Source organism: Shewanella sp. FJAT-52076 (genome assembly GCF_019457455.1).
Classification (GTDB): Bacteria; Pseudomonadota; Gammaproteobacteria; order Enterobacterales; family Shewanellaceae; genus Shewanella; species Shewanella zhangzhouensis.
The window spans coordinates 3,211,858-3,232,867 of record NZ_CP080415.1 but is presented as its reverse complement, the minus strand read 5'-3'; the positions used below and the strand labels follow the sequence as shown (position 1 = coordinate 3,232,867).

Here is a 21,010-nt window from a genome sequence, read left to right as displayed (position 1 = left end):
ATGATGACAACCCAAAGCTGTGATGTGGCCATTGTAGGTGGCGGCATGGTGGGATTGGCAACCGCCATCGGCCTTGCCGAGGCCGGGCTTAAGGTGACAGTTCTGGATGCGGGCAGCCAGAGCGCTGTTGAAGGTGAGCCCCGTCTTCGGGTCAGCGCCATCAACCGCGCCAGCGAAGGTTTGCTCCAGTCTTTGGGGGCCTGGGCGCTGATGGACTGTCAGCGCACGGCGCCCTACGGCCGTATGCAGGTGTGGGACAAAGACGGCATGGGCAAGATTGGCTTTGATGCCAATGAGCTGGGTGAGACAAGTCTCGGCACCATCATCGAAAACGACAACATTGCCGCCGCACTGGCAAAGCGCGCCAGTGAGTTTGATAACCTGGATTACCGCGAAGGCGTGCGCTTAAGCCGCCTCGCCTTTGGTGAAAAGGAAGCCTGGCTTACCCTGGAAGAGGGCGACATGCTCTCGGCGGCGCTGGTGATTGCCGCCGATGGCGCCAACAGCTGGGTGCGCAGCCAGTGCAATATTCCGCTCACCTTCTGGGACTATGGCCACACCGCCATTGTTGCCACCATAGAAACCGCCGAGCCCCACGAGGGCTGTGCCCGCCAGGTGTTTTTGCCGGATGGCCCGCTGGCGTTTTTGCCGCTGTATCAGGCAAATCTTTGCTCCATCGTCTGGTCTGTGACCGAGCCCAAGGCGCAGACACTGCTGGCCATGGATGATGAAAATTTTTCAAAATCGCTCACTGCTGCATTCGATGCCCGTCTTGGCCTGTGCCAGGTAAAGAGCGAGCGCATTGGTTTTAATTTGCGGATGCGCTATGCCCGCCATTTTGCCCGCCACCGCCTGCTGCTGGCGGGAGATGCGGCCCACACCATACACCCGCTGGCGGGGCAGGGCGTAAACCTGGGTTTTCAGGACGCCGCCGCCATTATCGATACCATTGGTCGCCTGAAAGCCGATGGCAAAGACATAGGTGATTACCGCCTGCTTCGGCCGCTGGAACGCGAACGTAAGGCGGCCGCCCAGGAAATGATCGCCACCATGGAAGGCTTCAAACGCCTCTTCGAAGGCAACAACCCCATCAAGCAGGCTGTGCGGGATCTGGGACTGAATCTGGTGGATAAGTTGCCTGGACTGAAAACAGTGTTCATCAAACAGGCCATGGGCAGATAAGCAAACAGTCTCTGTGAAATATTTGATAACAGCTGCCGGCCAAGCAGCCGTTAAAGGCGATTTTTGCAGCAAATATCAAACAATTGGCGGCGGAAAATTGTAAAGCGACCTCTGAAGATTAGTTTTTTCTGGCTTTTTCATTAGGAAAACTAATGTTTTGTTGTTCGGATTAGAAAATTCTCTTGTATACAAATTTGTGACGCAAGGTATAATTTCGCCGCATTTTAACCAGGTGCCGTTTCTATTTTTGGCACCAAAGCCCCGGATAGAAGGGATAATAATGGCTAATAAAACTGTACTCTTTAGCAAGCACCTGGAATCGAACGCCAAGATGGTGGACTTCCACGGCTGGGACATGCCCCTCAACTATGGCTCCCAAATCGAAGAGCACCATGCCGTGCGCCGTGACGCCGGTATGTTCGACGTATCTCACATGACTGTGGTGGACGTTGAAGGTGCCGACGCCCGCGCTTTCCTGCGCAAACTGCTGGCTAACGACATTGCCAAACTGACCGTCCCCGGCAAAGCCCTCTACGGCGGCATGCTGAACCACGACGGCGGCGTTATCGACGACCTCATCACCTACTATCTCAGCGATACCCAATACCGCGTGGTAGTTAACTCTGCGACCCGCGAAAAAGATCTGGCGTGGATTGGCGAGCAAGCCAAAGGCTTCGAGGTGACCATCACCGAGCGTCCTGAGCTGGCCATGATTGCCGTGCAGGGCCCCAACGCCAAAGCCAAAGCCGCCAACGTATTTACCGCCGAGCAAAACGCCGCCATCGAAGGCATGAAGCCTTTCTTCGGCAAGCAGGCCGGCAGCCTCTTTATTGCCACCACTGGTTACACTGGTGAAGCCGGTTACGAGATCATCGTGCCTGAAGCCGAAGCCGAAGCCCTGTGGCAAGCCCTGCTGGATGCCGGTGTGCAGCCATGTGGTCTGGGTGCCCGTGATACCCTGCGTCTTGAAGCCGGTATGAACCTCTACGGTCAGGACATGGACGAAAGCGTCAATCCACTGGCCGCCAACATGGGCTGGACCATTGCATGGGAACCTGCGGATCGCGACTTTATCGGCCGTGAAGCACTGGAAACCATCAAGGCCAAGGGCAGCGACAAATTAGTCGGTCTGGTGATGGAAGAGAAGGGCGTTCTGCGCCATGATATGCCAGTGTTTTTTACCGACGCCAATGGCGTTGAGCACCAGGGCGTGATCACCAGCGGTACATTCTCACCCACTTTGGGCTATTCTATCGCGATGGCTCGCGTACCCGGCGCCATCGGTGATACTGCCGAAGTGGAAATGCGCAAGAAGCGTGTGACGGTGCGTGTCATTGCACCCAGCTTCGTACGCAATGGAAAACAAGCATTTTAAAAGACCCGATTAAGGAACAAGAACAATGAGCAATATCCCGTCCGAACTCAAGTATGCTTCTTCCCACGAATGGATCCGCAAGGAAGACGACGGCACCTACACCGTAGGTATCACTGAGCACGCTCAGGAACTGCTGGGTGACATGGTATTCGTTGAGCTGCCTGAAGTGGGTGACACTGTGTCTGCCGGTGAAGACTGCGCCGTGGCCGAGTCTGTAAAAGCCGCCTCTGACATCTATGCCCCTATCTCCGGTGAAGTGATTGCCGTGAACGAATCTCTGGAAGATTCTCCTGAGCTGGTAAACAGCGATGCTTACGGTGACGGCTGGTTCTTCCGCATCAAGCCTTCTGACGAGTCTGAGCTGGACAGCCTGCTCGACGCCGAAGGTTATCAAGCAGTTATCGACGAGGAATAATCCTCGCCAGGAAAAACGAAGCCCCCCGGGGCTTCGTTTGTTTTATCCGACATAAAGCAGATCGGTCGCAATTGAGATCGGCGTAATTTGAAAGGTTTATCATGACCAAGCAAACCCTCACCCAGCTGGAACAGCACGAGCTGTTTCTGACCCGTCACATTGGCCCCGATGCCGACGAACAGCAAGCCATGCTGAACTACGTTGGTGCCGAGTCCCTGGAAGATCTGACCGCCCAAATCGTACCCGAGTCTATCCGTCTGGGTCGCGAGCTGAACGTGGGAGCCTCCAATGGCGAAGCCGCCGGTCTGGCCTACATCCGCCAGCTGGCCGATAAGAACCAGGTGTTCAAGAGCTACATTGGTATGGGCTACCACGGCACCGAAGTGCCTAACGTTATCCTGCGTAACGTGCTGGAAAACCCAGGTTGGTACACTGCCTACACCCCATATCAGCCAGAAATCGCCCAGGGCCGCCTCGAAGCCATCCTGAACTTCCAGCAGCTGTCCATTGACCTGACCGGTCTGGACCTGGCCTCTGCCTCTTTGCTGGACGAAGCCACTGCCGCTGCTGAAGCCATGGCGCTGGCCAAGCGTGTATCCAAGGCCAAGAAAGCCAATACGTTCTTCGTAGCCGATGACGTATTCCCCCAAACCCTGGACGTGGTAAAAACCCGCGCCGAGTGTTTTGGCTTTGAGATTGTGACCGGTCCTGCTGCTGATGCCGCTAACCATGATGACCTCTTTGGTGCCCTGTTCCAGTACACCAACCGTCAGGGTCAACTGACCGACTTCACCGAGCTGTTTGCCCAGCTGCGCGCCAAGAACGTGATTGTGACCGTGGGCGCTGACATCATGTCGCTGGTGCTCTTGAAGAGCCCCGGTGCCATGGGCGCCGACGTGGTATTCGGCTCCGCCCAGCGCTTTGGCGTGCCAATGGGCTTTGGTGGTCCACACGCTGCCTTCTTTGTGTCCAAAGACGAGCACAAGCGCTCTATGCCCGGCCGTATCATCGGTGTGTCCAAAGACACCCGTGGTAAGACTGCCCTGCGTATGGCCATGCAAACCCGCGAGCAGCACATCCGCCGTGAGAAAGCCAACTCCAACATCTGTACCGCACAGGTGCTGCTGGCCAACATGGCCTCTTTCTACGCCGTATTCCACGGCCCACAAGGTCTGAAGGTGATTGCCGAGCGCATTCATCGCCTGACCGACATCCTGGCCGCCGGTCTTGCCGCCAAGGGCGTGACTGTACTGAACACGCAGTGGTTCGATACCTTAAGCTTCAAGGTTGATGTGGACGCCGTACGTGCCCGCGCCCTGGCTGCCGGTGTGAACCTGCGCTACGACGCCGATGGCGTTGTGGGTGTGAGTCTGGCTGAAACCACTACCCGTGCCGATGTTGCCGAACTGTTCGACATCATCCTGGGCGCCGGTCATGGTCTGGATGTGGCAGCTATCGATGCCGACATCCTTGCCAAGGGTTCAAGCTCTATCCCAGCTGCACTGGTACGTGAAGAAGCTTTCCTGACTCACCCAACCTTCAACAGCTACCACAGCGAAACCGAAATGATGCGCTACATCAAGCGCCTCGAGAGCAAGGATCTGGCGCTGAACTATTCCATGATTTCCTTGGGTTCCTGCACCATGAAGCTCAACGCTGCCGTTGAGATGATCCCGGTGAGCTGGCCTGAATTTGCCAACATGCACCCCTTCTGCCCATCTGAGCAGGCCCAGGGTTACACCCAGCTGATTGGTGAGCTGTCTGACTGGCTGGTGGACATCACAGGCTACGATGCCGTGTGCATGCAGCCCAACTCTGGTGCCCAGGGCGAATACGCCGGTCTCCTGGCTATCCGCAAGTACCACGAGTCACGCGGCGAAGGCCATCGCGATGTGTGTTTGATCCCTCAGTCTGCCCACGGCACCAACCCTGCCTCTGCCCAGCTCGCTGGCATGAAGGTTGTGGTGACCGCCTGTGACAAACAAGGCAACGTGGATCTGGATGACCTGCGCGCCAAGGCTGCCGAAGTGGCCGAGAACCTGTCGTGCATCATGATCACCTATCCTTCTACCCACGGTGTATACGAAGAAACCGTGCGTGAAATCTGTGACATCATCCATCAGCACGGTGGCCAGGTGTACCTGGACGGTGCCAACATGAACGCTCAGGTAGGCCTGACTGCCCCTGGCTTTATCGGTGCCGACGTATCGCACCTGAACCTGCACAAAACCTTCGCCATCCCTCACGGCGGCGGTGGTCCAGGTATGGGCCCAATCGGCGTGAAGAAGCACCTGGCACCTTTCGTAGCCGGTCACGCTGTGGTTAAGCAAGGTATCGAGAGCGACAACAATGGTGCCGTCTCTGCTGCCCCATTCGGCAGCGCCGGTATCCTGCCAATCAGCTGGATGTACATTAAGCTTTTGGGCAGCAAGGGTCTGAAGCAATCTACCCAAACCGCCATGCTGAACGCCAACTACGTTACCAAAAAGCTGTCTGAGCACTATCCGGTGCTGTTCCGTGGCCGTAACGATCGTATCGCCCACGAGTGCATCATCGACATGCGTCCGCTGAAGGAAGCCTCTGGTGTGACCGAGATGGACGTGGCCAAGCGTCTGAACGACTACGGTTTCCACGCCCCAACCATGAGCTTCCCGGTTGCCGGTACCCTGATGATCGAGCCAACTGAGTCTGAGTCAAAGGCTGAGCTGGACCGCTTCATCGAGGCCATGGTCGCCATTCGCGGCGAAATCGCTCGCGTGGAAAGCGGCGAGTGGCCGGTTGACAACAACCCGCTGGCCAATGCTCCACACACCATGGATGACATCATGGACCCGGCGTTTGATAGCCGCCCATACAGCCGTGAGCTGGCGGTGTTCCCAACTGCGTCAGTGCGTGCCAACAAGTTCTGGCCAACCGTGAACCGTATCGATGACGTGTATGGCGACCGCAACCTGTTCTGTGCTTGCGTACCGATGAGTGACTACGAGTAAAAATTGCTGCCTGGACTTGCTGCTTGAACTCGAAAGAGGGGCGTTAAATCTCGGTTCCAGTGCTCATTTACAAGAGTAAACTGCGCGCTGGAACCATCGATTTGCCTTACATGAGCGGCGTCGGCAACGCAATTTTGGCCTTGTTGACCCTTGGCTAGACTGACAAATTAAAAACGAGTGCTTCGGCACTCGTTTTTGTTTTGGCCTATGGAGGTGTCACCCCACTGTTTTCGTGGCTCTTTACATGAGTAAACTGCGCGGCGAAAACAGCAGGTTTCCTTGTCTTATGTGCGGCAGTAACGCCATTTTGGTCCAGTTGAGCCTTGGTTCGGTCAGACAATAAAAAACGAGTGCTTCGGCACTCGTTTTTTTATGGGCTCTTGTTAGCCCATTTTCGTCTGCTGTTGTTGAAAACCTGGCGGGTTTAGCCGCTGTGCCAGCGGCACAAAGTCGTGGGTCTCCGACCCTCACGCGGGCAAGGGGTATTGCTTGTCCAATACCCTTGAACGGCTCTGTCTCCTCATAATTCTCTATTTATATACACCCTCAGATGATTCCTTAAATGGTGTTGTTTTTTCCGCAATACGTATAAGAAGCCGTTGGCAGCTCCCGCTAGATTAGTGCTGTTGGCAAACAATCTTGCCTGGTAAACAGCACTGGGGTATGACGATGAAAAAGGTATGTGTGGTGACAGGCGCGTCTTCCGGTATGGGGAAAGACGGGGCACTCAAACTGATTAAAGAAGGCCATATAGTTTATGGTCTGGCTCGGCGAGTGTCGCAAATGACGGAGTTGGTGGCGGCTGGCGGTTTTGCCATTGAAACAGATGTAACCTCTGTTGAGTCCATTGAGCGTGCCGTGGCTCAGATTGTGGCAGAGCAGGGGCGCATTGATGTGCTTTGGAATAATGCGGGTTACTCGGTTACAGGTGCGGTGGAAGATGTATCTTACGAAGATGCCAAACGCCAGTTTGAGGTCAACCTGTTTGGCCTCGCCGAGATGACCAAGGCCGTGCTGCCCACTATGCGCAAACAAAAGTCGGGCACCATTATCAATACCACCTCGGTGGGTGGCAAAATTTACACCCCCCTCGGTGCCTGGTACCACGCCTCCAAGCATGCGCTGGAGGGCTGGAGCGATTGTCTGCGACTGGAGCTTACGCCTTTTGATATCAGAGTGGTGATAATTGAACCGGGTGGGATCAGCTCGGAGTTCGGTGATGTCTTGTACCAGCCACTGGTGGAACGTGCCAAGGGGGGGGCCTATCAGGCCATGTCGACTGCGGTGGCAAGAACCTATAAAGCGATTTACAGCAATTCCAAGAGCATGTCTTCACCGGCGGTCATTGGCGAATTGGTTGTACGGATAGTGGCATCAAATAGTCCCAGAACCCGATATATAGCGGGCTACATGAGTCGTACAATCTTGTGTTTACGTAGCCTGCTAAGTGACCGGATCTTTGATAAGGTGATTATGAGCACCTACGAGAAAGAGCTGAAGAAAAATGAAAGCGCCGCTTCTCATTAAATCGATTGCCCAGGTTCATCAGGCTTTTGGTCTTGCGCCACCCGGGCACCCCTTGGTGTCTGTGGTGGGGGCTTTTGACAGTCAAAGGCTCAACGATTTAGCAGATATTCCCATAGTTTCAGAGCTCTATTCCATCAGTTTAAAAGCCGGTATTTCCGGCACCTGTATTTATGGCCGCAACGCTTACGATTACCAAAATGGCACCTTGGTATTTATCGCGCCGGGCCAAGTGGTGCAATACTCGGGGGCCGAAGGTGTGGCGGATGAAAAAGAGAGTTGGAACCTGCTGTTTCACCCTGACCTTATTCGCCGTTCGGAACTTGGACGCTGCATCGGCAGCTATTCATTTTTCCATTACGAGGCCAACGAGGCCTTGCATGTTTCCGAGGTTGAGAAGGCCTGTCTCAGGGGCATAGTCGATAAGATTGTGGCTGAATACTCAGGAAATATTGACCGCCACAGCCAGGAGTTGATCGTGTCCAACATCAAGCTGTTGTTGGATTATTGCACCCGCTATTACGACCGGCAGTTCTATACCCGCACCAATTTGAATAAAGATATTGCCAGCCAGTTTGAGCAGCTATTGCAGCGTTATTATCAGAACCAAGTGTATGAAAAACTGGGCCTGCCAACAGTGGCCTATTGCGGTAAAGAAATGGGGATTTCGCCCTATTATTTGAGCGACCTGTTGAAAAAGGAAACCGGCAGAACCGCATCGGATTACATTCACTTCTTTGTGTTGGAGCGGGCCAAAAACAGCTTGCTTGGTACACAATTGTCAGTCACGGAAGTGGCCTATAATTTGGGCTTTGCCTATCCACAACACTTCAGCAAGCTATTCAAAGCCAAGGTAGGAATGAGCCCGAAGGAATACCGGAAACTGGGTTGATTCGAATTTTGGCAAGGGTAATGGCATCTTTCAGCATCGTCCTCGGTGGCTCCGAAAGGGCATTAGCGTGTCGTTAGACAATGCGATGAACAGTTTCACCGCACTAGCGTTCGTCGAAGGCTGCCACGCGGAGGAATCGGTGTATCAGTCCGGCTCAGGCGTTACTTCCTTGCGGCGCAGCTGTTTGCCGATTTCCAAACCCGCCCATGGCAGGGGCGAATTTGACCTCAGCGCTTAAGCAGCGCCTTGCTTCTGAACTGCCCTGGAGTGATGCCAATCACGTGCTTGAATTCCCGGATAAAGTGGGCCTGGTCGTAGAAGCCGGCCTGATAGCCGATATCGGTGAGTGGGGCGGCGGTGTCGTGTTTAAGCAGTTCCCGGGCGAAGCCGGTGCGCTGCAGTATGCTGAAGTTTTTTGGGGACATGCCCACATTTTGTTGGAACAGGCGCTCCAGTTGGCGCTGGCTGATGTCCATCTCGGTTAGCAGGTTGCGTATTTCACCCTGACCCTTTTGCGCGGCTATCCACCTGAGTGCGTACTGCATCCTGGGCTCGGTTGCCTGAGCCTGGGATTCGTGGGCGGTGAGATATTGCAGCAGCTGGGCTTCGAGCAGGGCAATGCGCTCTGGTGCCGTGGGCAGCAGCGCTAAGCGCTCGGCCAGTTCATCGCTTAACAGCGCCAGCGACAGATCCCCCGGTGTCAGGTGTTGTCCCAACAATTCTGACAGCGGTGACTTTAAAAATACCCGCCCTGCGCCGGGCCAGAAGCGAATACCCAGGGCATCAACCCTGCCGGAGAGTTCCAGTTTGGTGCTTTGTTTGGTGGGACCTGTGATCAGGCATTGTGCCCTGTGTTGCCAGCCATCCAGGCGAATGGGCGCGCCAAAATTGAACACGATACCTGTGCCGCCTTCGGGGTGCATAAACTCAGTCGACTGTGACTCGGCGCCTGCGGGGCGGAAGATTTGCCAGTAGCAACTGACATAGGGCTGCAGCAGGGCGCAGGGCTGGTAGCGCTGAAAACCAAGATGCGGCAGTGTCGACATAGCAAAACGCTCCAAAAGCGGGGTGAGCCAGTATATCAAAGCAAGATTGGCTGAAAACCCAGAGGGCCTTACTGCATCTTAATGAAACACCTCAATTCTATAATTCGCAATTTGCTTCTTCGCCTGCCAGGCCAGCGGAAATGCCTGTCATTGTATTTGGCAACCCAATGTTGCGAATGACGCTGGCTGCGCTACTGCCAATGGGTTATCACATCCCGTTTGGGGGGATTGCCAAAGAGGCGTGAATATTCCCGGGAAAACTGCGATGGGCTTTCGTAGCCCACGCGGTAAGCCGCCGCAGAGGCATCCAGATTTTCTCCGAGCATTAACCTGCGAGCCTCAAGCAGCCTCAGCCTCTTTTGGTACTGAAGCGGACTCATGGATGTCCATTCTCTAAAGTGGTGGTGAAATGTTGATTTACTCATGCGTGCCAATTCAGCCAACCCATCGACACTGAGATGTTCGTCATAATGTGTTTTGAGCCATTCGATGGCTCTGGCGATACGCAGTCCATGGCTGCCGGCCGATGCAATTTGTCGCAAGCGGCTACCCTGTTCACTGATAAGCACCCGCCAGAAAATTTCTTTTTTGATCAGTGGCGCGAGCACAGCAATGGACTCAGGCTCATCGAGCAGTGCCACCAGACGCTGAATGGCATCCAGAAATGACGCAGTCGTATTGCCAAGTACCATGGCGTGCTCTGGCGTGGCACTTTTATGTGGATGCAGTGGCGCCTGTAAAATCAGCTCACTCATCATGGCCAAATCCAGCTTGATGACAATGCCCAGATAAGGCTGTTCCTCACTGGCCTCCAACACCTGCATTTTTGCCGGTAAATCCAAAGAGGTGATAAGAAAGCGGTTGGTATCGTATCTGTAACTCTGCTCGCCCAATGTCATGCTTTTCGCCCCCTGTACTACCAGGGCGATGCTGGGCTCTACCACGCAGATAGCGCAGGACGTCGGTGAGGGTTGACGATAAAACTCCAGCCCTTCGATTGCTGTGGACGCCCATTCAACCCCTTCTGTGTGCCTTGCTACCGCGCCGGCAAGGGCCACCGAGAGGCTGTCGATACGTTCTTTTTCAGGCATTTTTGGCTCCAACAGGGGAAGACTTTTTGCGAAATCTGCTTCCCGATGATTTTACGCAGATACGAAGTTGTTACCACCAATCGAGACGATGATTCGGACGAATAGGCAATCAATTGCCAGTATCCTGCTATGGATGCCTGAGGCGAGCTGGAACAATGGGTCATGCCACTCGCTTGGTACCATTGCTGAAGCTTAGCCCCGTTCATTGGAGTACATTCTATGAAAACCTCAGACCTGACTGTTTTTGCCGCTCTTCCCCTGTTATTTATTAGCCTCTGTCCCGAGGCGGCGCAAAAAAGCGAGAACGGCGTGCACATCAGCGTGGATTCTCTGGACAGTCGGGAGCCCATTCAGGGTCTTGATGCATTTTTTACCGGCAAGGTAAAGGTGGAAGCACTGTTCAGTGCCCAGGGAGAGGCACGAAGCTCGGGCGCCAATGTCACCTTTGAGGCTGGAAGCCGCACACATTGGCATACGCACCCGATTGGGCAAACCCTGATTGTGACCTCCGGCATGGGCTGGGTTCAGCAAGCGGGTAGCGAACGTATACAAATTCAACCCGGCGATCTGGTGTCTATCCCGGCCAATGTTGTCCACTGGCATGGTGCGGTTTCTTATACCAGCATGAGCCACATAGCCATTCAGGAGAGCAAATCCGGCAGTGCCGTGACATGGCTTGAGGCGGTGACGGACGCCCAGTACCTGAATACAACTTTGCCTGGGGCCCGGTGAGCCACTGCTGCCATGTCAGATACACCGGAGGCGCACATGAATATTCGATTGCTGGTTAATGGCACTGTTATCCATACCAGCCTTGATGACTCTGCGGCGGCAAGGGATTTTTTCGCTTTGTTGCCTCTGAGTCTCACACTCACAGATTATGCAGGCACAGAGAAAATCGCATACCTGGATACTGCCTTATCGACAGCGGGTTCACCCACAGGCACGGCGGCCAATACAGGGGATATCTGCTACTACGCCCCCTGGGGGAACCTGGCCTTCTTTTATCGGGATTTTGGCTACGCCAGAGGATTAATAAAACTTGGCAGGCTACCGGACGACTGCGTCTGGTTAACCGATGCCAAAGACATCGAATTGGTCATAGAAAAAGAGGCTCTGAACTGAGCCTCTTGTTTAATCTATCAGAACCTGGACGCCTGCATATCGATTACAAATCGGTAGTGCACGTCTGACTTTTCAAGCCGCTCGAATGCGTCGTTAATCTGCTCCATGGTGATCATTTCCACTTCGGGTAAGATGTTCATTCGGGCACAGAAATCGAGCATCTCCTGAGTCTCAGCGATTCCACCAATCAGGGAGGCGGCAATACGCCGACGCCCCATGATCATGGGGACGGTATTCACTTCTGCGAGGGGGCCAACCTGACCAACCAGCGTCAGGGTGCCATCGACCTTGAGCAATGGCATATAGGGCGTAACATCATGTTTTACCGGGATGGTATCCAGGATGAGATCGAAGTGGTTTACTGCCTGCTTCATGCTCTGTGTTTCGGTAGAGATGAGAAACCCATTGGCGCCTAATTGCATGGCATCCTGGCGTTTGTCTGCGCTACGGCTGATAACAGTGACATGTGCCCCCATGGCAACAGCCAATTTGATAGCCATATGGCCAAGTCCGCCCATGCCTATCACGGCCACACGGCTGCCCGGACCAACCTGCCAGGTTCTCAATGGCGAGTAAGTGGTAATGCCGGCACACAGCAGTGGTGCCGCCCTTGCAAGATCCAGAGATGGCGGGATCTGGAGTACAAACTCCTGCCGCACGACTATGTGTCTGGCGTAGCCACCTTTGGTGATTTCCCCTGTGTGCCTGTCGGCGCTGTTATAGGTTTGGGTAAATCCCTGCTCGCAGAATTGCTCTTCACCGCTGTGGCAGTGAGAGCAGGTCTGACAGCTGTCTACCATGCAACCCACGGCGACCTTGTCGCCAGCTTTGAAGTGGGTGACCCCGGGGCCGACCTCAACCACGCGGCCGACAATCTCATGCCCCGGCACAGTGGGATACAGGGTCCAGCCCCAGTCATTTTTCACAGTGTGTAAATCGCTGTGGCACACGCCGCTGTAGAGTATTTCAATGGCAACATCATCATCTCTGAGGTCGCGACAGTCATATTCGTACGGCTCTAAGGGGCTTTGCGCGGATTGAGCTGCATATCCAATGGTTTTCATCTTGTCTCCTGATGGGATAAACGGCGGATTGGGTGTCGAGTGGCGCTCAGGCGCCACGACACTCTTCTTACCGGTACTTTTTGCAGGTGCTTTTCGCAGGTGCTTTTGGTCGAGACCGGGCGACTTTGGCAATCCGTCCGGACTACAGGTTTTTGTTAAAGAAGTCAGTTAACTTGGCGAATGGGATTAATCCCGTGCGGTCATAGAGATCCACGTGCCCGGCATTCTTGACCAGATATAGCTCCTTCGGCTCAGCGGCCAGCGCGTAGGCCTCCTGACTGAACTCAATCGAGTGGGCATGCTCGCCGCTGATAAACAGCAAGGGGCGTGGTGAGATGCTTTCTATGTCATTGAAGGGGTAGAAATTCATAAACTTGACGTTGCTGCTCAGCGTCGGATGGGTTGTCAGTTCTGCACTGGAACCTTCAGGGGTAAATTGTCCACGGGGCGTTCGGTAGAAGTCATAGAACTCCTTGGCAATTGGATGAGAGTTGTCGTCAATCTGATGGGGAGTACCGCCTGTGTATATGGTTTCTCCGCCAGTGAATTCCGTATAGCGCTGCGCTGCCGCATCCGCGAGTATCTGTTTGCGTTGTGCCATCGATTGGGATTTGCCGTAGAGATGGCGACTGAAGCCTCCCATGTCGTACATGCTGACGGTGGCAATGGCTTTCATTCTCGGATCGATTTTAGCGGCACTGATGGCGAAACCGCCGCTGCCACAAATCCCGAGCACACCTATTCTTTCCCGATCGGCAAATTGGCTGGTACCGAGGAAATCAACCGCGGCACTGAAATCTTCAGCATACATATCGGGCAGTACCGCGTTGCGGGGACTGCCTTCACTCTCGCCCCAAAACGACAGGTCGATGGCGAGCGTGATAAATCCTTGTTCGGCCAGTTTCTGTGCATATAGCGTGGCGCTTTGTTCTTTCACTGCTCCCATGGGGTGGCCGACGATGATAGCCGGTCTGCGCTCTGTGGATTTTATGTCTTTCGGTAGGTAAAGGTTGCCAGTGACATTCATATGGAACTGGTTTTTAAAGGTGACCTTTTGCATGTTGAGCCGATTACTCCGATAAAAATTATTGGCATCGCTGGATGGTGTCTGTTGCCATTCGGTTGTTTGTGCCTGCGCATCCATTGGCAGGGACGCACCTGCAGTACTGAGTAAGGTGCCTGGCACCAGTGTGGTGATGGATGTTTTCAATGTCGTTTCCTCATCAGAGACAGGGTTGCCGCCGGCCGCAGTGGTCTGTGAAGGCGCGGATATGAGCTCTATTGTCTGGAAAACAGGCGCGTACAAGAAAGGATGAAGGTCCGGATTGATTGCCTGAAAATCCGGACTTTCGATTTAAGATGACTCAATTTCTGTGAGTGGAATTCACTGATGACCCGGCGTTACTTCGCACTCTCAGTCGATGCGAACACTTCCCGGGCGACGTCGAGTGCTGTCATGGAACTCGGCCAACCGGCATAAAAGGCGAGCTGGGTGATGACCTCTATGAGCTCTGTTTGGGAAAGGCCATTCTCCACCGCCTTGGCGAGGTGAAACCTCAGTTGATCAGGCCTGTGCTGGGTAATGAGCGCAGCCACTGTGATTAAGCTTCGGTCCCGTTGCGAAAGCTCTTCCCCGCCCCACACGGGGCCAAACAGAATATCATCGGTGAGATACGCAAGCTTGGGAGCAAAATCCCCAAATATCTTTTGCGCAATACCTGTGTTTTCAGCCATAAAACCTCCGTTAACAGGCTACAGTTCAGCCGCCATTATCCTAACGGCGTAAACCTGTTGATGTATTGCCTGAAGCGGCTGTTTTATTGCCCATTTATCCAGCCTGCTCTCAACCTCCTTTTTTCCGGCCAAGCCGATTCTCGCCGGTGTTAACCGGGTTTGTGTTATCTCAGTCTCGCCAAAGGTGTTACTGGCTAAATGTAAAGGTAAAAAGGTAGTGCAGGTGTTTGCTGCAGCAGATGGATGTCGTTCTTTAGACTGATTATTAAGGTTTTTTCCGTATCTGCGACGATTAAATTTTCTGCGGGATTTACGCCTTATCGGTGGTCTTGTAAAAAAACATCGGTTAATGTAGCCGGTTGTTGCAACGGGTTTTCCCCTGAGAACAGATAGCCCCTTGTAACGGTTAGAACATCACGCCTGAACAATGAAAAAACCAAAGTAGTACCAATACAAAAAGGTAAGAGGTGATCTATGAAGGAATGGTATTTGTCCCATCAGGGCGAGATCAGCGGCCCCTTTGGGTTGACTGAAGCCAATCTGTTTATCGCAGCCCATCCAGACAGTTATGCCTGGGAGCCATCGTTTGCCCAGTGGGTACCGGTAAGCCACATCGACGAGTTTGAGCTTAAGCTAACGCCCCCGCCGCCACCCAAAGCCGTGCCACAGGCCTTGATTGAGCGGGTATTCGCCAAGGAGCAAGGGCTAAAGCAGTCGCTCGAACCCATCGCCGCCAGCCTGACGTCACTGCAGCAAAGCCTGTCGGCACTCGGAGCCGATATCAAGGGCAGCAAAACGGTCACTCAGAGCCTGAATCAAGAGGTCAATCAGACCCTGCGCACTATCAATGAGCAGTATGAGGCGTTGCAGAAAAAGCTGGCCGGTTTTGCCGTAAGACAAGGCTAATCCCATTCCACACAGTCGCCCTGGCGATGAACAAGAATGATCACTATGAAGAAATGGATTCTTTCACATAATGGTGCCCAGAGCGCGCCATTGACCCATGCCGAGGCCATCGCGTTTTTGCAGGATAAACCCGACAGTTATGGTTGGCACCCTTCTTACACCCAGTGGCTCCCTGTGAGTCACATTCCTGAGTTCACTGGCCAAATCCCCGCTCCGGCACCGGTAGCGACCACAGTGCCCCAAACTCTCTCGTCGGCATTCAGTCGCCGACGTCAGCAACTGACAGAGCAGGTTGCCACCCTTGAAACCAGTGTGAATGTCACCCAGAGGTTGCTCGGTGAGCTGGAGCAGGAAATTACCACCTACAAGCGGCTGACCCATAAGCTCAGTGATGAGGTCAAACGGGGCATTGCGGGTATTGAGGAAGACGCAGGCCGGTATCGCAAGCAACTGGACGACCTCAGCTACGCGCTGGCGATGGCCAAAATTGAACTTACCGAAGTGAGTGACGGGTTTGACCTGTGTCTGCGTGAGCGAAAGGCAAAAGCGGATGAAAGTCAGGCTGCGGTGGCAAGCACTGTGAGTGAGCCGCTGGTGGCCAGGGCGGCTGCCGGTTTGGCTGTTACGCCTCAAATCGAAGCCGCTGCCGTTTCCACTCCCACCTTAGTCCCTGCATCTGACTCCGTGTCTGAGCTAAAGCATAAGCCTGAGCTTGAGCCTGAGCCTGAGCCTGAGCCTGAGCCCGTGCCAGTGATTGGTGCCGAACCTGAACTGCCTGAAATCGACAGCGACCAGCTTGAAGCCCAAAGTGGCCAAGTTGAAGTCGACTGCGACCAGCTTGAAGTCGACAGCGACAAGATTGAAGTTGATAGCGAGCTGCTCGTGGATACACCCAAGGCCCGTATTGAAATCGCGCCTCTGGAGTTTGAGTCCATCGCGCTGGAGCAGGCTGAATCAGTGCTCCCGGCGACTCCATCGCATGAGCCGTCAGCAGTAACCCGCCTCGAACTCATTGAGGATGCCTCGGTGGCCTCAGGCGAGGTGGAAGCAGAAGCCGAACACGAGCTGCTTTTACCGGAAGATGATGAGGGGCTCAGCGCTGATTTGGCACTGTCGCTGGCCTGGGAGCAGGAGTTGTCCAATGCACTGGAGCCGCTGCCAGTGGTAAAGGAAACCGCCAACGAAGCTTCCCTTACCGAGCCTGATGAGAGTGACGAGCCTGATGAGGCTATTGTGAGTGAGGACGCCGATGGGAGGACTGAGCCGGAGGCGGTCACGCCGCTGGCTTTTAAGCCTGAAACAGGCGCGTCCGGGATGACAGCGCCCCAGGCTGCCACCCCGGCAAAAGATCCTGCATCGGTTCCCAGGGATCCTGTTGCTGTAAAGCGGCCCAAAATGATTTCGGTAAACGATTTTATCGCTTCCCTCGATGCTGCCGAAGCGGCCAAGGGCACAACCGATAACGGGTTTGCTGAGGCGCCAGCCGCCGGTGATGTGTCTGTCCCCACTGGGGCATTAAAGGCTGGTTCTCAGTCGTTGGATCCGGTTGCCGTAAAGGCCAACCCAGACGATTTTTTCGCGTCCCTGATGCCGAGCACTTTGCCAGATCCTGTGCCCAGTCGACCTCAGGGGAAAGACGGCTTATTCGGTTTCTCCCCCGAAGACTTCGACCATGACGGCATGGCTGTGAAGACGTCTGCCACTGAGCCTGGGGCTAAGGACAGCGCCACTGTGTCAGTAAAGTTGCCTGACGGTAAGGCGCCTGAGGCTGAGCCCTCCATAAAGGCTGAAAAAAACGAGCCTAAAGTTAAACTGCCGTCGGTGACCAGTATCTTCAAGTCCGTGTTCAAGGGCGATAAGAAGGACGAGCACAAGGAGGCAGAAGTCGACGGGGATGACGATGGGGACGATGAGGTTCTTGCAGACCCGGCAATGTCCGCCGATGCGCTGAGCGACGGGCCATCCGATCAGCCCAGGCCGCAGAAAGGCGATATTGAAGGCCGCATGCGCCGCAGAAGTCGCAGACGTGGTTGATTGATGTTTGAGGTCATCTGAATAAAACGCCCGGCAAATCTGCCGGGCGTTTTGTTTGTGCCCAAGAAGAAACCTAAGGCTAAGGCCCAACACCCGTGGCTTAATCAGCGCCCTGCGGTTTGCGCCTGGCCAACCAACAGGCAAAGGGATACCAGAGCTGTCCCATAAAGCTGCGGGGCAGGGGCTTGGTGGTGCCATAGTGTGCGGGCCAGTGCTTTGAAGGCACATGCAGGGTGCCAAAAAGCCAATCGTAAATGGGGGTGTGGGCACCGTAGTTGGTATCAATGGCCGGTTTTTCCGAGCTGTGATGCCAGTGGTGGAACCAGGGCGTCACCAACAGGTACTTGATGGGGCCAAAATGCAGTCGGGTGTTGCAATGGATAAGCACGGCCTGCAGCGCCGCAAAGGCCACATAGATGTCCAGCGCGGCCTTGTCCGGTCCCAGCAGGTACAGGGGGACCATCACCATGGCACGCTCAGAGAACATCTGAATAAAATGACCCCGGGAGCCCGCGAGCCAGTCTAAATCTTCCACCGAGTGATGTACTGCATGGATGGGCCACAAAAAGCCCACTTCGTGAAACAGCCGGTGTTCCCAATAAAGTACAAAATCGGCTGCGAGGATAATGGCCACCACCTGCACCCACAGGGGGAGCGCCTGCACCCAGGCCTGGACCTCGTCGCTTACCGCCCAGTGGAAGTGGCTCACATGGTAATTGGCGTAAAGCAAGATGGCTGAAATGGCCAAATGGTTGAATACGAAATACCAGAGGTCCAGCCCCCAGCCCGGGCGCAAAATCACCTGATCTTTATACCTTGGCAACAGTTTTTCCAGGGTCATAAAAACAAACACAGACCCCAAAAATGCCAGGATAAGCCAATCGACACCGAGTGAAAGTGCTTTGGGCGCCACAGGGCCTACGGGGATTTGCCAGCCGCCCAGAAAAAATGCGAGGCTTGTCAGGCCGATACCAGTTATTCCCAAGCGCCGATAGCCACCCAGCACAAAGGTCAGCAGTCCAAAAAAGAGTGAAAAATACATGCCATATTTCAGCACTTGCTGAAGTTCTTTGGCATCGTAAACCGCCCTGAGTTCTGTGGTGGTGAGGTAGGAAGGATAAAGATAGGCAAGCACGGCCAGAAGGGAGAGCGCCCCTAAAAATACACTGGCATAGCCGCTGATTTTTCCTTCCCCGAGTCGGAAGGCTTTATGGGGACGAGCCGGTACGTCCCTTTGCTGATATTGATACTGCTCATCCATGGCTGAATATCCTTGTGTCGGGGCCGCGTGGTGGGAACCGGAGTGTTCGGCTGCAGGCACCACTGCCCGCTTAATTTAGTTGCGGCGATTATGTCACAGCCGTTAGTGTGGCGTCACCCTGATGCCATAGCTCGGGGTGTGGAAGGGGATCGCTGCCCTGATGGGACATGCTAAGCTTTCAACATATGCCAAAAGGAATAGTACAAAAGGATGTAGTGTGAGGACTGGATGGAACTGCCGAATGTGGCAACCCGCCTTTTTGCAGCCAAGCGCCGTGGCGTTGGCCGGATTGGCAATAACAGCCTTGGTACTGAGCTGTCTGCTGATTATTGCCACTGCATCGGCCAAGCCGCTTGCCACAGATTTTGAACCCGGAGCCGGTAATCATCTCAATCCGGACTACGTGGCGCGCGCCTTTGCCGCCGTTGTTCATGGCCGTGAATACGAAGCCGGCAGCTTCCCGCTGTCCAAGTGGGTCGGCGAGATCCGTTTTACCATCGAAGAGCAGGTGCAGGAGCCGGTGCAGCGGCAATTGGTACTGATGCACCTGAAGCAGCTGGGTGAAGTCACCGGGCTTACTATCCGGGAAGTTGGTGCCAAAGAGGCCAATCTTCATATTCTTTTTACCCGCCAGCGGGATTGGGGCGGCGAAGTAAAGCGTCGCCTCGGGGCCAAGGCCGCCGCCAATTTGCATGGGGCCGTGTGTCTGGCTCATTTTGAGGCGCCTGGCGGCGTCATTCGCAAGGCACAGGTGTTTATTCCTGTGGATCAGGCGAGAATGCACGGCAAGTTGGTATCCTGCGTGGTGGAAGAGCTGACTCAGTTGTTGGGGTTGCCGAACGACAGCGACGCCGTGTTCCCCTCGATATTCAACGATAAAGCCGCAGCAGACTTGCTTACACCTCTGGATTGGGTGCTTATTCGCTTGCTGTATCACAATGCCCTTACGGCGGGCATGAGCCGCACCCAAACCGCGCCCATCATTGCCGAGCAGTTGGCCATATGGCTGGCCGATGGCACCCTGGCGAGCGCCGAGAGCGAGGTGCGCCGGGGCGAACTCTATCGGCTTTTGGGGCGCTGATAAGCCACCACATGCTGGTGTAACAAATTTGTTTCCAGTATCTTGTGGGCACAATGGATTACTCGCAGTGCGACGCTTATCACTTATGGAATTACCGGCACTTACTTCTCAGGTAAAGATGAAAATCTCGGGGCTCTTTAATCGTCCCTTCACCCAGCCATTCACCCGCATGCTCTCCGGCCTGAAACAATTCTGGCACAGCCTTAACTTTGCCCAGCGCAGCTATGTGACGGCCACCTTGTTGCTGCTGGTTGAAACCGTGCTGATGCTGGATTTTGGGCCCTGGTTCCTTGGCCTGATGTGTTTATTGGTGCTGACCGGCCTTGTGAGTGAGTTCTGGCCACGCTTTTTACACCTGTGGCACAGTCTGCCGGGTAAGGCGCTGATTTTGCTGTTTTATGCGGTTGTGGCCAACTTTGCCCTGGGTAACGCTGCGGGCATGGTCAATGAGGTGACCGGGGTGGCGGCATCCAGCCTGCCTTACAGTCATAACTTCGCGATTTTGCTCAGTTTGCCGGGCTGGTTTTTTATTACCTCGCTGCTGATGTTATTGCTGGCCCAAGTGGCCATGCCCTTTTATCTATTGCTGCTGTTGCTGCTAAAGCCCTTTGGTATTCATGCTCTCTGGCATCCACCCCATTACCGTTTTGTGTTCACTACGGCCCTGGTGCGCTGGTTTTGGAGTATTGCGCTGCTAATCCAACTCTTGATGCTGGGGGCGTTTACCGGGGTAGGTTCAGACTCCAGCGCCTTTACCTCGGGTTTATACGAAGGATTTTTCGAGGCCGACGAAAAAGTGCAAAAACAGGTGATAGATACCGGGATATTGCCCATACCAGCTGATGATTCAAAGGCGAGTGCTGCGGCGGAGGCGCTAATAGACACCATCAATGAAGGCGCTGGAAATAAAGCGGTATTGACCGAAGCGGCTTTGAATAATGAGTCGGTAACTGAAGCGGCTGAAGGTTCTGACGGCAGCTTTGGTGTACGTATCAGCCGTGACGGCGAAACGACCAATCTGGCGTCGATGCCGGTACGCGAGATGAAGGACAGGGCCGAACGCTATCACAGCTTGCAGCAGTCGATGCTGGCGTATTTTATTTATGTATATGAATCAGATAGTCGCTCCCGTTGCCAACATGCTGAAGGCAGCAAGGTGGTGGAGTTGAACGACTATGAAATCCTCGAGATCCAGAAGGACGACAGTATTCCTTTGGGGTACAGCTACAGTGTGAAACGCTGTATTTCACCGGCCTTTGGCCAATGATATCAACCCCTCAGACACCGGGT

At 54.4% G+C, this 21,010-nt stretch carries 18 protein-coding genes; 12 read left to right on the top strand and 6 right to left on the bottom strand.

The window, feature by feature from the left end; translation table 11 throughout:
- The 6 genes from K0H79_RS14205 to K0H79_RS14180 all read left to right on the top strand — a co-directional run bounded on the left by K0H79_RS14205 (position 1) and on the right by K0H79_RS14180 (position 8,378).
- A complete protein-coding gene (locus K0H79_RS14205) occupies positions 1-1,182 on the top strand; it encodes an FAD-dependent oxidoreductase (protein ID WP_220076244.1) in 1,182 nt (393 codons plus the stop codon).
- Positions 1,183-1,462: 280 nt separating this feature from the next.
- Positions 1,463-2,557, top strand: a complete 1,095-nt coding sequence (gene gcvT / locus K0H79_RS14200; RefSeq protein WP_220076243.1) for a glycine cleavage system aminomethyltransferase GcvT — start codon at positions 1,463-1,465, stop codon at positions 2,555-2,557.
- Between the two features lie 25 nt (positions 2,558-2,582).
- Positions 2,583-2,972, top strand: coding sequence for a glycine cleavage system protein GcvH (gcvH, locus tag K0H79_RS14195; protein ID WP_011760828.1), 390 nt, complete (start codon positions 2,583-2,585; stop codon positions 2,970-2,972).
- 101 nt (positions 2,973-3,073) lie between these two features.
- Positions 3,074-5,962 carry an aminomethyl-transferring glycine dehydrogenase gene (gene gcvP, locus K0H79_RS14190; protein WP_220076242.1) on the top strand — a complete coding sequence of 963 codons (2,889 nt, stop codon included), beginning with the start codon at positions 3,074-3,076 and terminating at the stop codon, positions 5,960-5,962.
- A 669-nt stretch (positions 5,963-6,631) separates the two neighbouring features.
- Positions 6,632-7,489: an oxidoreductase gene (locus K0H79_RS14185; RefSeq protein ID WP_220076241.1), complete on the top strand. Its 858-nt coding sequence runs from the start codon at positions 6,632-6,634 to the stop codon at positions 7,487-7,489.
- Complete coding sequence (locus K0H79_RS14180; protein WP_258405396.1) at positions 7,467-8,378, top strand: AraC family transcriptional regulator; 912 nt, start codon at positions 7,467-7,469, stop codon at positions 8,376-8,378. The genes K0H79_RS14185 and K0H79_RS14180 overlap by 23 nt, the downstream gene beginning before the upstream one ends.
- A gap of 227 nt (positions 8,379-8,605) precedes the next feature.
- Here K0H79_RS14180 and K0H79_RS14175 read toward each other — a convergent pair whose 3' ends face one another.
- Entirely contained in the window at positions 8,606-9,424 is an 819-nt protein-coding gene (locus K0H79_RS14175; protein WP_220076240.1) for a helix-turn-helix domain-containing protein, read from the bottom strand.
- A 191-nt stretch (positions 9,425-9,615) separates the two neighbouring features.
- Positions 9,616-10,515, bottom strand: coding sequence for an AraC family transcriptional regulator (locus tag K0H79_RS14170; protein ID WP_220076239.1), 900 nt, complete (start codon positions 10,513-10,515; stop codon positions 9,616-9,618).
- Between the two features lie 219 nt (positions 10,516-10,734).
- Between K0H79_RS14170 and K0H79_RS14165 the strand changes: the two genes are divergently transcribed.
- Entirely contained in the window at positions 10,735-11,247 is a 513-nt protein-coding gene (locus tag K0H79_RS14165) for a cupin domain-containing protein (protein WP_220076238.1), read from the top strand.
- A 36-nt stretch (positions 11,248-11,283) separates the two neighbouring features.
- Positions 11,284-11,640 (top strand): cyclophilin-like fold protein, encoded by a 357-nt coding sequence (locus tag K0H79_RS14160; RefSeq protein WP_220076237.1) that lies wholly within the window; start codon positions 11,284-11,286, stop codon positions 11,638-11,640.
- A gap of 17 nt (positions 11,641-11,657) precedes the next feature.
- Here K0H79_RS14160 and K0H79_RS14155 read toward each other — a convergent pair whose 3' ends face one another.
- The 3 genes from K0H79_RS14155 to K0H79_RS14145 all read right to left on the bottom strand — a co-directional run bounded on the left by K0H79_RS14155 (position 11,658) and on the right by K0H79_RS14145 (position 14,438).
- Positions 11,658-12,704: an NAD(P)-dependent alcohol dehydrogenase gene (locus tag K0H79_RS14155; RefSeq protein WP_220076236.1), complete on the bottom strand. Its 1,047-nt coding sequence runs from the start codon at positions 12,702-12,704 to the stop codon at positions 11,658-11,660.
- Between the two features lie 142 nt (positions 12,705-12,846).
- Positions 12,847-13,914: an alpha/beta hydrolase gene (locus K0H79_RS14150; protein ID WP_220076235.1), complete on the bottom strand. Its 1,068-nt coding sequence runs from the start codon at positions 13,912-13,914 to the stop codon at positions 12,847-12,849.
- A 191-nt stretch (positions 13,915-14,105) separates the two neighbouring features.
- Complete coding sequence (locus K0H79_RS14145; RefSeq protein WP_220065370.1) at positions 14,106-14,438, bottom strand: carboxymuconolactone decarboxylase family protein; 333 nt, start codon at positions 14,436-14,438, stop codon at positions 14,106-14,108.
- 474 nt (positions 14,439-14,912) lie between these two features.
- On the opposite strand from K0H79_RS14145, the gene K0H79_RS14140 reads away from it, so the two are divergent.
- Positions 14,913-15,344, top strand: coding sequence for a DUF4339 domain-containing protein (locus K0H79_RS14140; RefSeq protein ID WP_203324681.1), 432 nt, complete (start codon positions 14,913-14,915; stop codon positions 15,342-15,344).
- Positions 15,345-15,389: 45 nt separating this feature from the next.
- Positions 15,390-17,378, top strand: coding sequence for a DUF4339 domain-containing protein (locus K0H79_RS14135; protein ID WP_220076234.1), 1,989 nt, complete (start codon positions 15,390-15,392; stop codon positions 17,376-17,378).
- Between the two features lie 100 nt (positions 17,379-17,478).
- On the opposite strand, the gene K0H79_RS14130 is transcribed toward K0H79_RS14135, so the two are convergent.
- Positions 17,479-18,639, bottom strand: a complete 1,161-nt coding sequence (locus K0H79_RS14130) for a sterol desaturase family protein (protein ID WP_220076233.1) — start codon at positions 18,637-18,639, stop codon at positions 17,479-17,481.
- Between the two features lie 241 nt (positions 18,640-18,880).
- On the opposite strand from K0H79_RS14130, the gene K0H79_RS14125 reads away from it, so the two are divergent.
- Both K0H79_RS14125 and K0H79_RS14120 read left to right on the top strand, forming a co-directional pair.
- Positions 18,881-19,720, top strand: a complete 840-nt coding sequence (locus tag K0H79_RS14125) for a DUF2927 domain-containing protein (protein WP_220076232.1) — start codon at positions 18,881-18,883, stop codon at positions 19,718-19,720.
- Positions 19,721-19,787: 67 nt separating this feature from the next.
- On the top strand, positions 19,788-20,987 hold the full coding sequence (locus K0H79_RS14120) for a hypothetical protein (protein WP_220076231.1): 1,200 nt from the start codon (positions 19,788-19,790) through the stop codon (positions 20,985-20,987).
- Positions 20,988-21,010 lie beyond the last annotated feature (23 nt).

What these genes read in the sequence shown, in the direction of transcription:
- K0H79_RS14205 (WP_220076244.1), top strand. Translation starts at nt 1, where the DNA reads ATGATGACAACCCAAAGCTGTGATGTGGCCATTGTAGGTGGCGGCATG.
- gcvT (WP_220076243.1), top strand. Translation starts at nt 1,463, where the DNA reads ATGGCTAATAAAACTGTACTCTTTAGCAAGCACCTGGAATCGAACGCC.
- gcvH (WP_011760828.1), top strand. Translation starts at nt 2,583, where the DNA reads ATGAGCAATATCCCGTCCGAACTCAAGTATGCTTCTTCCCACGAATGG.
- gcvP (WP_220076242.1), top strand. Translation starts at nt 3,074, where the DNA reads ATGACCAAGCAAACCCTCACCCAGCTGGAACAGCACGAGCTGTTTCTG.
- K0H79_RS14185 (WP_220076241.1), top strand. Translation starts at nt 6,632, where the DNA reads ATGAAAAAGGTATGTGTGGTGACAGGCGCGTCTTCCGGTATGGGGAAA.
- K0H79_RS14180 (WP_258405396.1), top strand. Translation starts at nt 7,467, where the DNA reads ATGAAAGCGCCGCTTCTCATTAAATCGATTGCCCAGGTTCATCAGGCT.
- K0H79_RS14175 (WP_220076240.1), bottom strand. Translation starts at nt 9,424, where the DNA reads ATGTCGACACTGCCGCATCTTGGTTTTCAGCGCTACCAGCCCTGCGCC.
- K0H79_RS14170 (WP_220076239.1), bottom strand. Translation starts at nt 10,515, where the DNA reads ATGCCTGAAAAAGAACGTATCGACAGCCTCTCGGTGGCCCTTGCCGGC.
- K0H79_RS14165 (WP_220076238.1), top strand. Translation starts at nt 10,735, where the DNA reads ATGAAAACCTCAGACCTGACTGTTTTTGCCGCTCTTCCCCTGTTATTT.
- K0H79_RS14160 (WP_220076237.1), top strand. Translation starts at nt 11,284, where the DNA reads ATGAATATTCGATTGCTGGTTAATGGCACTGTTATCCATACCAGCCTT.
- K0H79_RS14155 (WP_220076236.1), bottom strand. Translation starts at nt 12,704, where the DNA reads ATGAAAACCATTGGATATGCAGCTCAATCCGCGCAAAGCCCCTTAGAG.
- K0H79_RS14145 (WP_220065370.1), bottom strand. Translation starts at nt 14,438, where the DNA reads ATGGCTGAAAACACAGGTATTGCGCAAAAGATATTTGGGGATTTTGCT.
- K0H79_RS14140 (WP_203324681.1), top strand. Translation starts at nt 14,913, where the DNA reads ATGAAGGAATGGTATTTGTCCCATCAGGGCGAGATCAGCGGCCCCTTT.
- K0H79_RS14135 (WP_220076234.1), top strand. Translation starts at nt 15,390, where the DNA reads ATGAAGAAATGGATTCTTTCACATAATGGTGCCCAGAGCGCGCCATTG.
- K0H79_RS14130 (WP_220076233.1), bottom strand. Translation starts at nt 18,639, where the DNA reads ATGGATGAGCAGTATCAATATCAGCAAAGGGACGTACCGGCTCGTCCC.
- K0H79_RS14125 (WP_220076232.1), top strand. Translation starts at nt 18,881, where the DNA reads ATGTGGCAACCCGCCTTTTTGCAGCCAAGCGCCGTGGCGTTGGCCGGA.